This is a genomic window from Zwartia panacis, assembly GCF_030410395.1.
GTDB classification, from domain to species: domain Bacteria; phylum Pseudomonadota; class Gammaproteobacteria; order Burkholderiales; family Burkholderiaceae_B; genus Zwartia; species Zwartia panacis.
In genome coordinates, this window is the sequence record NZ_JAUHHF010000007.1 from 118,933 (window position 1) to 132,671 (window position 13,739).

7 protein-coding genes are annotated in these 13,739 nt (G+C 52.6%); 4 read left to right on the top strand and 3 right to left on the bottom strand.

The genetic code is table 11. The features are described from left to right. Positions 1 to 11 precede the first annotated feature (11 nt). The 3 genes from aceE to lpdA are packed head-to-tail and all read left to right on the top strand — an operon-like array spanning position 12 to position 5,923. Positions 12 to 2,711 carry a pyruvate dehydrogenase (acetyl-transferring), homodimeric type gene (aceE, locus tag QWY30_RS10925; protein ID WP_290240940.1) on the top strand — a complete coding sequence of 900 codons (2,700 nt, stop codon included), beginning with the start codon at positions 12 to 14 and terminating at the stop codon, positions 2,709 to 2,711. 14 nt (positions 2,712 to 2,725) lie between these two features. Beyond that, entirely contained in the window at positions 2,726 to 4,084 is a 1,359-nt protein-coding gene (aceF, locus tag QWY30_RS10930) for a dihydrolipoyllysine-residue acetyltransferase (RefSeq protein ID WP_290240942.1), read from the top strand. A gap of 9 nt (positions 4,085 to 4,093) precedes the next feature. Beyond that, positions 4,094 to 5,923: a dihydrolipoyl dehydrogenase gene (lpdA, locus tag QWY30_RS10935; protein WP_290240944.1), complete on the top strand. Its 1,830-nt coding sequence runs from the start codon at positions 4,094 to 4,096 to the stop codon at positions 5,921 to 5,923. 80 nt (positions 5,924 to 6,003) lie between these two features. Here the strand turns inward: lpdA and QWY30_RS10940 are convergent, their stop codons facing one another. After that, entirely contained in the window at positions 6,004 to 7,842 is a 1,839-nt protein-coding gene (locus QWY30_RS10940; RefSeq protein WP_290240946.1) for a TRAP transporter large permease, read from the bottom strand. 121 nt (positions 7,843 to 7,963) lie between these two features. Then, positions 7,964 to 8,983 (bottom strand): TRAP transporter substrate-binding protein, encoded by a 1,020-nt coding sequence (locus QWY30_RS10945; protein WP_290240948.1) that lies wholly within the window; start codon positions 8,981 to 8,983, stop codon positions 7,964 to 7,966. 124 nt (positions 8,984 to 9,107) lie between these two features. Between QWY30_RS10945 and purL the strand changes: the two genes are divergently transcribed. Next, complete coding sequence (purL, locus tag QWY30_RS10950) at positions 9,108 to 13,142, top strand: phosphoribosylformylglycinamidine synthase (protein ID WP_290240950.1); 4,035 nt, start codon at positions 9,108 to 9,110, stop codon at positions 13,140 to 13,142. 8 nt (positions 13,143 to 13,150) lie between these two features. Here the strand turns inward: purL and QWY30_RS10955 are convergent, their stop codons facing one another. Then, complete coding sequence (locus tag QWY30_RS10955; protein ID WP_290240953.1) at positions 13,151 to 13,693, bottom strand: PaaI family thioesterase; 543 nt, start codon at positions 13,691 to 13,693, stop codon at positions 13,151 to 13,153. Positions 13,694 to 13,739: the final 46 nt, after the last annotated feature.

The following is a 13,739-nucleotide window of genomic DNA, read 5'->3' on the forward strand; positions in this document are numbered from 1 at the left end:
AGGAGATTCACATGGCACCACAAGCTGCCGGTTTCAACGCCGCGAATGATGTTGATTCGCTGGAAACGCAAGAATGGCTAGATGCTTTGGCTGCGGTGCTAGACCGCGAAGGTCCCGAACGTGCCCATTATCTTTTAGAGCGTCTGACGGATTTAGCGCGACGCTCAGGTGCGCACATACCATTTTCTCCTAATACTGCGTATCTCAATACCATTCCCGTGGGGCTTGAACCCAACCAGCCTGGCAACCTCGAACTCGAGGCGCGCATCCGGAGCATCATCCGTTGGAATGCGATGGCGATGGTTGTTAAAGCAAATAAGCACAATCCTCCCGACGGCGGTGATCTAGGTGGTCATATCGCGTCTTTTGCGTCCTTGGCGACCATGATCGGTTGCGGACAAAATCATTTTTGGCATGCTGATACGCCAGAGCGCGGTGGGGATCTGGTTTACTTCCAGGGTCATTCGTCGCCCGGTGTGTATGGCCGCGCTTATCTTGAGGGACGGTTGACCGAGGAGCAGCTCGATCATTTTCGTCAAGAGGTCGACGGTAAAGGATTGTCCTCCTATCCTCACCCGAAGCTGATGCCCGAATTCTGGCAGTTCCCCACAGTCTCGATGGGCTTAGGTCCGTTGATGGCGATTTATCAAGCTCGCTTTTTGAAGTATTTGCACGCACGTGGTTTAGCTGACACCAGCCAGCGTAAAGTTTGGGTTTTTTGTGGCGACGGCGAGATGGATGAGCCCGAGTCGCTGGGCGCAATTAGTTTGGCGGCCCGAGAAAAACTGGATAACCTGATTTTTGTTATTAACTGCAACCTTCAGCGTCTTGATGGACCTGTTCGCGGAAATGGCAAAATCATTCAAGAGCTTGAGGGTGATTTCCGTGGCAGCGGCTGGAATGTGATCAAGATGATCTGGGGTGGATATTGGGATCCACTGTTGGCCAGCGACAAGGAAGGAATCTTGCGCAAAATCATGGAAGAAACCGTCGATGGCGAATACCAGGCTTATAAGGCCAATGATGGTAAGTTTGTCCGGGAGCATTTCTTTGGCAAGCATCCCAAGTTGCTAGAAATGGTTTCTCGCATGAGCGATGAGGATATCTGGCGCTTGAATCGTGGCGGTCACGATCCTCATAAGGTTTATGCCGCTTTTTCAGCGGCGACTAAACATGTCGGTCAACCGACAGTCATCCTAGCCAAAACCATCAAGGGCTACGGTGTAGGCCATGTTGTGCAAGCCAAGAATCCTTCGCACCAGCAGAAGAAGCTTGATATGGAAACGATCCGTGAATTCCGCGATCGTTACAACATTCCGATTCCCGACAGTAAGCTCGAGGAAGTTCCTTACTTCAAACCAGCCGAAGACTCGCCTGAAATGATTTATCTGCATGAGCGACGCAAGGCATTGGGTGGTTACTTGCCCAAACGCCGGACCCGTGCAGATGAAAAACTGAAGGCTCCGGCCCTTGAAGTGATGCGTCCTGTGCTTGAGCCCACCGCAGAGGGGCGTGAAATCTCTACAACACAGGCTTTCGTTCGAGTGCTAAATCAGATTCTGCGCGACAAAGACCTTGGGCCCAGAGTGGTGCCAATCCTTGCGGATGAGTCCCGCACCTTTGGTATGGAGGGCCTATTCCGCCAAATCGGCATTTATGCTCCCGAAGGTCAAAAGTACACTCCCGTCGATAAAGACCAGGTGATGTACTACCGCGAAGCATCTGACGGACAACTTTTGCAAGAAGGGATCAACGAAGCGGGTGCATTCAGTTCGTGGATCGCTGCGGCGACGTCGTATTCGACGAATAACCGCATCATGATTCCGTTCTATATCTATTACTCGATGTTTGGTTTCCAGAGAATTGGCGACCTGGCTTGGGCGGCCGGTGACATGCAAGCGCGTGGTTTCCTGTTAGGCGGTACCGCAGGCCGCACAACGCTCAACGGAGAGGGTTTGCAGCACGAGGATGGACACAGCCATATTTTCTCTTCGACTATTCCTAATTGTGTTTCTTACGATCCAACCTTCGCGCACGAATTAGCTGTGATTATTCAGCATGGTTTGAAGCGTATGGTCGAAGATCAGGAAAACGTGTTCTTCTACCTGACGGTGATGAATGAAAATTACGCCCAACCTGGTCTGAATAAAGGCGACGAGGAGGGGATTATCCGCGGAATGTATCGCCTCAAAAAGGGCGGTAAAAACAAACTGCGTGCACAGTTGCTCGGATCCGGGACAATTTTGCGCGAAGTGATGGCAGCAGCCGAACTGTTGGAAAAAGACTGGGGTGTTTCTGCTGACATCTGGAGTGTCACGAGCTTTACGGAGTTGCGTCGAGACGGTTTGGATTGCGAGCGTCACAATATGCTTCATCCCACCGGTAAGTCAAAGACAGCCTTCGTCACAAGCTTGCTTGAAAAGACAGAGGGGCCAATCATCGCATCGACCGATTACATGAAGTTGTTTGCTGATCAGGTTCGCCCTTTCATGCCGCGTGGCCGGGATTACAAAGTGTTGGGAACAGACGGTTTTGGTCGTTCAGATTTCCGATCCAAACTGCGTGAGCATTTTGAAGTTGACCGTCATTTCGTGGTGCTTGCAACGCTGCGCGCGCTGGCTGACGAAGGGACTGTCCTCGTAAGCCAAGTCGCAGCCGCGATCAAGAAATATGGCATCAATCCTGACAAAGCCAATCCTCAATACGCTTGATAGAGAGACCCGATATGAGTAACGTCACAGCTATACAGGTTCCAGACATCGGGGATTTCGACACCGTAGAGGTGATCGAGGTTCTGGTCAAAGTCGGCGACACCGTCAAGGCTGAGCAAAGCCTGATTACTGTCGAGTCAGACAAAGCCTCGATGGAAATTCCCACCTCCATTGGTGGAGTCGTGAAATCGATCGAGGTCAAGGTCGGCGATAAGGTCAAGCAGGGTAGTGTCATGCTGCATGTTGAGCCTGCTGCAACGGCTGCCTCTGCAGCACCCGTTGCACCCGTTGCACCCGCCGCACCCGCAGCGGCTCCACCTGCAGTTCCAGCTGCGGTTGAGGTTTCAGCACCAGTGTCTGTGGCCGCACCAGTGACTGCTTCAGTCGCTGCGGCATCGCCAGCGCCTGCTGAAGCATCCCCGGCGGCTGGAAAGCTCGAACTCCCCGTCTCAACTGCGGGCATGGCTCATGCCTCACCCTCAGTGCGCAAGTTTGCGCGCGAGCTGGGTGTCGATTTGAATCTTGTAAAAGGAAGTGGTCCGAAAGGACGCATCCTCCAAGAAGACGTTCAGAGCTTTGTGAAGCAAGCTTTGTCCGGAGGTGCAGCTCCAGTTGCTTCGTCAGGCGCTTCCATGGGAGGCATGGAGCTGTTGCCTTGGCCCAAGATTGATTTCACTAAATTCGGTGAGGTCACGCCCAAGCCACTTTCGCGCATCAAGAAAATTTCTGGTGCCAATTTGCACCGCAATTGGGTCATGATCCCGCACGTCACCAACAACGACGAAGCCAACATCACCGAACTCGAAGCTTTGCGCGTGACTCTCAACAAGGAAAACGAGAAGTCAGGTGTAAAGGTCACGATGCTTGCCTTTTTAATCAAGGCTAGTGTGGCAGCGCTCAAGAAATTCCCTGAGTTCAATGCCTCGATCGATGGTGACCAGCTGATCATGAAACAATATTTTCATATTGGTTTCGCAGCGGATACGCCAAACGGCCTGGTTGTCCCTGTTATCCGCGATGCGGATAAAAAGGGCATTATCGAGCTTGCAAACGAGAGCAGTGAGCTTGCCAAAAAAGCCCGCGATGGAAAACTTTCTCCTGCTGAAATGCAGGGCGGATGTTTCTCGATTTCCTCTCTGGGTGGTATTGGCGGCACGCACTTCACTCCCATCATCAATGCTCCTGAGTTAGCGATTCTGGGTGTTTCTCGCTCTTATATGAAGCCTGTATGGGATGGCAAGACGTTTGTCCCTCAGCTCACATTGCCCCTTTCACTTTCATATGATCATCGCGTGATTGATGGTGCGGCAGCGGCGCGTTTCAATGCCTATCTTGGCAGTCTCCTGGCGGATTTCCGCCGTATTGCCCTCTAAGGAGTTGCCATGAGCAATCTAATCGATGTGGTGGTACCTGATATCGGTGACTTTGACACTGTTGAGGTGATCGAAGTGCTGGTCAAAGCGGGCGATACCGTCAAGGCAGATCAGAGTTTAATTACCGTGGAATCTGACAAGGCTTCCATGGAGATACCGAGCGCGCAAGCCGGTGTGATCAAAAGTATTTCCGTTAAAGTTGGCGACAAGGTCAAGCAGGGCTCTGTCATCATGAAAATGGAAGCGGGTTCAGCGGCGCCAGCAGCCGCCTCGACCCCTGCGTCGGCTCCTGCTTTAGCAACAACTTCTGCCACTGCTGCCTCAGTTGCACCGGCTGCTGCCTCATCAGCGGCGGCTCCGGCGACTGCGTCAACCCCAGTTAGTTCACCAGCAGCTCAGCCAGTGATGGCAAGTTTTTCTGGAAAAGTAGACACCCAGTGTGATCTTCTTGTTCTGGGTGCAGGTCCAGGTGGATACTCCGCTGCGTTTCGTGCTGCGGATCTGGGTTTGAATGTTGTTCTTGTTGAGCGTTACGCCACGCTTGGCGGAGTGTGCCTCAATGTCGGTTGCATTCCTTCAAAAGCATTGCTGCATACCGCTGCGGTTCTCGAAGAAGCGCAGGCGCTCGAAGCTCATGGTATTTCTTTTGCTAAACCAAAGATTGATCTGGATAAGCTGCGGGCTTTCAAAGATGGCGTGATTGGTAAGCTGACGGGTGGTCTAGCTGGTATGGCTAAGGCTCGTAAAGTCACTGTCATACAGGGCTTGGGCGAGTTTGTGACGGCTAATCATCTGAGTGTAAAAACAGATCAGGGCTTGCAGACAATTGCTTTCGGACAGGCCATCATTGCTGCCGGTAGCCAGTCTGTCAAATTACCGTTCATGCCAGCTGATGATCGTGTGGTCGACTCCACAGGCGCGCTTTTGTTGCGCAGCATTCCCAAGAAAATGCTGATCGTAGGTGGCGGCATTATTGGTCTTGAGATGGGCACTGTTTATTCAGCGCTGGGTTCCCGACTCGATGTGGTTGAGATGCAAGATGGTTTGATGCAGGGGGCTGACCGCGATTTGGTTAAGGTCTGGCAAAAAATGAATGGTCATCGTTTTGATCACCTCATGCTTAAAACCAAAACAGTCGCGGCCGAGGCGAAAAAGGATGGCATCTACGTCACTTTCGAAGGTGAGGGCGCCCCCAAAGAAGCCCAACGCTACGATTTAGTGCTTCAGGCAGTTGGACGCGTGCCGAATGGGAAAAAAATTGGCGCTGAGCGCGCGGGTGTCGCGGTGACCGAGCGTGGTTTTATTGAAGTCGACCGTCAGATGAGAACCAATGTTCCAAATATCTTTGCGATTGGAGATATTGTCGGTCAACCTATGCTTGCGCACAAAGCCGTGCACGAAGGTCATGTGGCGGCTGAAGCCGCTGCTGGTCAGAAGAGCTTTTTTGACGCCCGCGTGATCCCATCAGTGGCTTATACGGACCCTGAGATCGCCTGGGTTGGATTGACCGAGGATCAAGCCAAGCAAGAAGGTATCGCGGTCACCAAGGGGATTTTTCCATGGGCAGCTTCTGGTCGTGCGATTGCCAATGGCCGTGACGAAGGATTTACCAAGCTTTTGTTTGATGCAACCAGCCATAAAATCCTTGGTGGTGGGATCGTCGGTACCCACGCGGGTGATTTGATTGGCGAAGTTGCTCTCGCAATTGAGATGGGCGCTGATGCTGTGGATATCGGCAAGACCATCCATCCTCATCCTACGCTTGGAGAGTCGATCGGTCTGGCTGCGGAAGCCGCGGAGGGGCATTGCACTGACTTGCCTCCTGTGCGCAAAAAGTAAAACACGTCACCGCCGATTGCGTGAAAAAAAAGCCTGCCAAAAATATAGTTTGGCAGGCTTTTTAACTGATCTTAATGATTTCAAAGTGCGACAGTCGACAGCCATGGCACCGCAGCGATAATGGCCAAGCCTGCGATCAATGCCAAAATATATGGCCAGATCGCTCCCATCACTTCGTCGGGGGAACTGTTTCCGATACGACAGGCTACGAAAAATCCCACTCCAATCGGGGGCATCATCAGGCCGATATTCATCGCGGTGACAACGACCATTGAATAGTGGATGTCGTGAATCCCAAGTTTTCTGGCGATGGGGAACATGATCGGAGCCAAAATTAAAATCGCTGGAAGGCCTTCCAGTAAACAACCCAGAATCAAAAAGATCAGGATGGTGACGATCATGAAGCTCACGACACCGCCTGGCAGTGTGGTCAGGAATTGCGACAAACTCTGTACGACTCCGCTTTGGGTGATCGCCCAAGCCATCGCCGAGGCTGTGCCAAGAATCAGCAAGATGGCCCCGCTGAGAGCTGCAGTTTCCACCAGCATGTTGTAGATCTTGCGCCATCCCAGGCCGCCATAGAGGACTTGGCCAATGATCATTGCATAGAGTACGGCGATTGTGGATACCTCTGTCGCAGTCGCGACTCCGCCACCCACGGCGCTTCGAATCAGAAAAGGCAGCACTAACGCTGGAGCCGCGATCAAAAGCGTTTTACCAATCACAGACGTACTTGAGCGTTTGACTTGATCCATGATTTCATGGCGGGCCTTCCATCTAGCCAGCACTGCGAGTGCGACTAACAGCACCATCGCTATCACCACGCCGCTTTGAAAAAGCCCGGCAATAGAAACGCCCGCAACCGATCCCAGCACAATCAGTACGATGCTGGGGGGGACCGTATCTGCCATGGCGGCTCCCGTGGCCAGCAAGGCAATCATTTCTTTGGGTTTGTGTCCGCGTCGCTTCATCTCCGGAAAGAGTGCGGGGGCAATGGTGGCCATATCAGAGACCTTGGAACCTGAAATGCCTGAGACGATGAAAAGTGAGCCCAGCAACACGTAGGACATCCCCGCCTTGATATGGCCAAGTAACGAGGCTAGAAAATCTACGATGGCTTTGCCCATCCCTGTTGCATCCAATATGCAACCTAAAAGTACGAAGATTGGAACGGACACCAGGATCAGGCTTGACATGCCTTCGTCCATACGACCAATCACGACCATGAGCGGCACACTGGTCGCGAATGCAAGATAGCTGAGTGCCCCCAGTCCGAAACAAAACGCGATTGGTACACCTGCGACCAGACAAAGTGCGACCAGTATCACCAGGAAAAAGATGATGTTGTAGAGACCCAGCTCAGTTAATGATCCCGACCCAAGCCAGCATCCGCCAGCAACCAGCGCGACAACTGCGATGGCACCAAGCAGATTGCTTTTACTGACGGTTTGAGTGGCGTATGTCACCAAAATGGCCAACATCGCGATGATTCCAAAGGCCAGGGCAGAGACTCTGTAGGTGTTTGGAATGTTAAGCGCAGGTGATTTCACAAACCATTCTTCTTGCGCGTAAATGACGGCGGGATGAATGAGGGCGATTAAAAACGCCGCAATGGACACTAAAGCGAGCGCATGGACAAATCCCTGGATCTGCTTGGGCATCATGTCCAAAAAGAGACTGAGCCGAAGGTGCTCGTTCCTGTGCATGGCGATTGCTGTGCCGAGCATGGCGAGCCAAAGAAAGGAAAGCGATACAACCTCATCGATCCAGACGATCGGAATCGAAAAAACATAACGGGCCACGACGCCGATAAAGAGAAAGGTGATGATGACGACGAGTAATACGGCGCTGAGAAACTCCAGCGGCTTGAGGAGCCTGGAAACCATTGGGGCGGGAGGGGAGACTGCGTGGGTCGTCATGAATGCTCCGAGTATTGCAGTGCGTCGTCAGGTGGTGGCTTGATTAAAAATAATGGGCGCCACATGTCGGGCGCCCGAAACTTGCATATTTGATCCAGAGCTCCGGATCAACGCTTGAGGGTTAGGCCAGCTTGCCGCTGTAGCGTTCGAGCATTTCCCAGGCCTCGTTACCAAGCTTGGTCTTCCATTCAGCGTAGAAACCACCGGCACGCAAGCGATCGCGGAAAGATTCGGGTGTCGTTTGATTAAAGATCATGCCCTTTTCGGTCAGACCTTTTTGCAAGGAAGCGTTCATCCCGGCGACATCTTCACGTTCTTTCATGCCGGCGGCATTGATATTTTTGGCAACAATCGCGCGCAGATTCTCAGGCAGACGTTCCCAAGCGCGCTTGTTCGCCAAGAACCAGAAACCGTCCCACATATGGTTGGTCAGTGAGCAATATTTCTGCACTTCATTGAGTTTGGCGGTATCAATAATGGCAAGCGGATTTTCCTGGCCATCAACAATTTTTGTTTGCAGCGCGCTATAGACTTCGTTGAAGTTGATCGATGCGGGGGCTGAGTCAAATGCTTTGAACATGGATGTCCAAAGAGGGGAAACAGGCACGCGGATCTTGAAACCTTTGAGGTCTGCGGCGGTTTGGATGGGTTTGGTTGAAGAAGTAATCTGGCGAAAACCGTTATCCCAGATTTTGTCCATCACAACCAGGTTCGCTTTATTGATCTCTTTACGAACATGTGCTCCGAGATCGCCATCAAGCGCTTTCCATACATCAGCGTAGTTTCCGAAGGCAAAGCCGATACCTGTAATGGAGGAAGCAGGGACGAGTGTTGCAAGAATCAAACCCGACAACGTGAAAAATTCAACACCACCGCTTCGCACCTGGCTGAGCATGTCGGTGTCTGATCCAAGCTGGCTGCTTGGGAAAATACGGATTTCAACACGACCCTGGGTTTCTTTCTGAATCGCTTCAGCCATTTCCTTGGCCCGAATGTTCATGGGGTGGGTCAGAGGTAAGTTGTTCGCGTACTTGTAGGAGAACTCAGCCTTGGACTGGGCCCAGGCACTGTTCAGAGGGGAAGCCACCGTGATGACCCCGGCACCCATGCCGGTCAAGAGCTTGCGTCGGGTAATAGACATTTTCGTCTCCTAGGTTGTCAGATTTATGAGTAATCATAGCAACGAACTTAGGGCCTTCGTCCCTAAATGGGTCTCAGGACGCTAAAATGCGTGTTTTCCCCTACGTTGCCTCTTGGTCGCCAAAGTGTCACATATTCTGCATATTCCCGGCTCCTCAGTTCTGTCCAGTTTTCGTCAAGAGCGCTTGCTTTCAAAGCTGCGTGCGCTTGGGCTGCCCATCGCTGGTTTGAGTGCCAGATATGAGCATTTTGTCTGGTTCGAGGGCACGCCGGATGCAGAGACTGAAAAGCGAGTCACCCAACTGTTGGACTATGGTGTCCCACATTCAGCTCCCTCGGCGTCGGATTCTTCCATCATCTTGCGGGTTTTTCCCAGACTGGGCACCATTTCTTCCTGGGCCAGCAAGGCAACAGACATTGCGCACAATTGCGGTTTGAGTACGGTACGGCGAATCGAGCGCGGAATCGAATACACCTTGACGCCTGAGAGGGGTTGGCTGAAATCTAAAAGTCTTGATTCTGAAATGTTGTCCCAGGCGGCCAGTTGCTTGCATGACCGAATGACCGAGACGGTTGTCGACGCCAGTTTTGACCCGGAGCTTTTGTTCAGATCGCTACCCGGTAAGCCCATGCAAACCGTAGCGGTGATGGCGCAGGGCAAGTCAGCCTTGCTTGATGCCAACATGAAGTTAGGCCTGGCGCTTTCTGAGGACGAAATCGATTATTTGACTCAGGCTTTTACGGAGCTTGGTCGCGATCCGACGGATGTCGAGCTGATGATGTTTGCGCAGGCAAATAGTGAACATTGCCGTCACAAGATTTTTAACGCCCAATGGGTGATTGACGGCCAACCCGAATCCAAAACGCTCTTTGGCATGATTCGAGAAACACATGCCGCTCAACCTCTTGGAACGGTTGTGGCCTACTCGGATAATGCTGCAATCATGGAGGGCGGACAGGCTCAGCGCTTTCAAGCCAATGCAAAGATCCAGGGACGTGCTGCCGTTTACGGTACTGAGACCAAGAGTGTTCACACGGTGATGAAGGTTGAGACACACAATCACCCTACAGCGATCGCACCTTTTGAAGGTGCCTCAACCGGTGCGGGTGGAGAAATCCGCGACGAAGGCGCGACCGGACGTGGTTCAAAACCTAAAGCAGGTTTGGCAGGCTTTACCGTTTCTCATCTCAGATTCGAAGATGCTCCACGCGTCTGGGAGTCCGATCACCACGGAGCGCCTGATCGTATTTCGACACCACTTTCGATCATGGTCGAAGGTCCATTGGGTGCTGCAGCTTTTAACAATGAATTCGGCCGTCCCAATTTACTTGGCTACTTTCGCTCCTACGAGCAGAGCGCTGGCCAAACACGATGGGGCTATCACAAGCCGATCATGATTGCCGGTGGTTTGGGTAGCATTGATGCTGACGCAACCAAAAAGGACAGAATTGAACCTGGCTCTTTGTTAATCCAGCTTGGTGGTCCTGGATTGCGGATTGGAATGGGTGGGAGCGCCGCCTCAAGCATGGCTGTAGGGACTAACACTGCGGCGCTGGATTTTGACTCTGTTCAGCGCGGCAATCCCGAAATAGAACGGCGTTGCCAAGAGGTGATCGACCGTTGCTGGCAGCAGGGTCCTCAAAATCCGATTGTCGCGATCCATGACGTCGGAGCGGGTGGTCTGTCCAATGCTTTTCCAGAGCTTGTGAACGATGCCGGACGAGGCGCAACGTTTGATTTGACTCGGGTTCATCTTGAAGAATCCGGCATGTCGCCCGCGGAAATCTGGAGTAATGAGTCCCAAGAACGTTATGTACTGTCGGTCTTGCCCAAGGATCTGCCGCGTTTTCAAATGATTGCCGATCGAGAGCGCTGCCCCTTCGCAGTGATCGGGGTGGCAACAGAAGAACGTCAGTTGAAGGTCGTTCAGGGAGAGGGTTTGCCAGGTCTCGACACGATCTTGCCCCAGAACGGCATGCGTCCAGTTGATGTTCCCATCGATGTGATTTTGGGTAAACCTCCTCGTATGACGAGAGAGGTTAGACGGTTGCAACCAGAAACAGTCCCACTCGATTTGACGGTGATCTCGCTTGAGGATGCCACGACGCGCGTGCTTCAACACCCAACTGTCGCGAATAAGAGTTTTCTGATCACGATTGGCGACCGGACAGTGGGTGGCTTATCCAGCCGGGACCAGCTTGTTGGCCCCTGGCAGGTTGCCGTGTCCGATTGCGCAGTGACATTGTCCGATCATGATGGGACCCGCGGTGAGGCGATGGCCATGGGTGAACGCACACCGATTGCCGCGATTGATGCGCCCGCCTCTGGCAGGATGGCTGTTGCTGAGGCGCTGACCAATCTCGCTGCGGCAGATGTCGCCCGTATCGAAGATATCAAGCTTTCTGCCAACTGGATGGCTGCCTGTGGCGCGCCGGGACAGGATGCTGCCTTGTTTGACACCGTGACAGCGGTGAGTCAACTCTGTCAGAGCGTTGGACTTTCGATCCCTGTTGGCAAAGACTCGCTTTCCATGCAGACGAGCTGGACACAGGACGACCAAAAGCGTCAGGTCATTTCTCCCGTATCCCTTATTGTGACCGCTTTTGCTCCGGTCAAAGATGTACGACAGACGCTGACGCCTCAACTGCGCACGGATGTGGGTCCCACCGCGCTGATCCTGATCGACCTCGGGCGCGGCAAACAACGCATGGGCGGATCTATTTTGGCGCAGGTCATCAATCAGGTTGGCGAACAAACGCCAGATATGGATGATGCAGAGATGTTGCGGACGTTCTTTGTGACGATCCGCGCTTTGGCTGAGTCGGGTGTGTTACTTGCCTATCATGATCGTTCTGATGGCGGTCTGTTTGCTTCCATATGTGAAATGGCGTTCGCTGGACATACGGGTGTCTCTCTCAACCTGGATATGCTGACAATCGATGCGTACGCAGCCGATTGGGGGGATTACAAAATTCGTCCAGAGCAAGTGGCTGTGCAGCGAAACGAGCTCACACTTAAAGCACTCTTCAATGAAGAGTTGGGCGCGGTCCTTCAGGTGCCAAGCGCTGAACGTGACGCTGTCATGCAGGTTTTGCGTGCGGCTGGCCTTTCCGCACATTCTCATGTCATTGGCTCTCTCAACACTGCTGACGAAATCGAAGTGTTCCGGGACGGTAAAAAAATCTGGGGCCAACCGCGTGCCGAACTCGGAAAGATCTGGAGCGATGTCAGTTACCGGATTTCTTCTTTACGTGACAATCCTGCTTGTGCGCAGGCTGAATTTGATGCGTGGTCTGACACCACTGATCCCGGAATGACACCGATTGTCAGCTTTGATCCGCAGGAAAATATCGCGGCGCCATTCATTAACAAGGGCGTACGTCCGCGCGTGGCAATCTTGCGCGAGCAGGGTTGCAACAGTCAAGTCGAAATGGCTTGGGCGTTCGATCGCTCCGGTTTTGAAGCTTGGGATGTGCACATGACTGACTTGCAGACCGGTTCAGCAGACTTGTCTGGTTTTCAGGGTTTAGTTGCCGTGGGTGGTTTCAGTTATGGCGATGTTTTAGGTGCGGGTGAAGGCTGGGCGCGGAGTATTTTGTTCAACAATCAGTTGTCGGATCAGTTCGCTCGTTACTTTTCACGCGTTGATACCTTTGCCCTTGGCGTTTGTAATGGCTGCCAGATGATGGCCGCTCTTGCATCGATGATCCCAGGTGCGCAGGATTGGCCGCGCTTTACCCGCAACGTTTCAGAAAAATACGAAGCTCGTTTTTCCATGGTTGAGGTCACCGATTCGCCATCCTTGTTTTTCAAGGGTATGGCAGGCACACAGATTCCAGTCGCGGTTGCCCATGGAGAGGGCTTTGCCAATTTCTCCCGCCAGGGCGATGCCTCCAAAGTTTTACGCGCATTGAGATACGTTGATCACCGAGGCCAGGCAACTGAAACATATCCGCTCAATCCCAATGGCAGTCCAGGTGGCTTGACCGCTGTCACGACTGCAGACGGAAGATTCACTGTCATGATGCCTCATCCAGAGCGCGTCACAAGAAATGTGATGATGTCCTGGGCGCCCGAAAAATGGGGTCCACAGGATTCAAAAGGTGCTTATTCTCCTTGGATGCGTTTTTTCCAGAATGCGCGTGTTTCTCTAGGCTAAATTTGACTTTATTTTGGCTTGACATCCAAAATCATGCACGTTGTCGTAGCAAAAGCATGCAGTTTGCCGTCGGGGCCGAGGATTTTTCCCTCGGCCGTCGCCACTTGACGACCAACTTGTATCACTGTCCCCACCGCTCTGACTCGACCCACACTCGGGCTGAGAGGCCGTGTCATTTTGACGCTTAAATCGAGCGTGGCATAGCCTTTACCGGCCGGCAGCATTGAATGAATCGCATTGCCGACCGCACCGTCCAGAATGCTTGAAAACCAGCCGCCGTGCACGGATCCTTGAACGTTGAGCACAGCCTCGTTCGGATGTCCCTGCAAGACTGCACGCCCAGGCTCAATTTCCATCAACATATAGTTCATCGTGATCGCCATCGGTCCGCTTGGTAAATCACCTCGTCGGACTGCCTGCATGATTTCAAGTCCCGTCATACTCGATATTTGAGCAGGGGTTAAAAAGCCCGAAGAACGGCCATTTTTCATTCCTGAAAGCAGTGCCTTTTCCTCTGCAAGCCAGCGTGCAAGGGTATCTGTAGTACTCATAAGCGGAATATTTCCAAATCAGTTTTTTTGAGGATTCCGTCTTTTA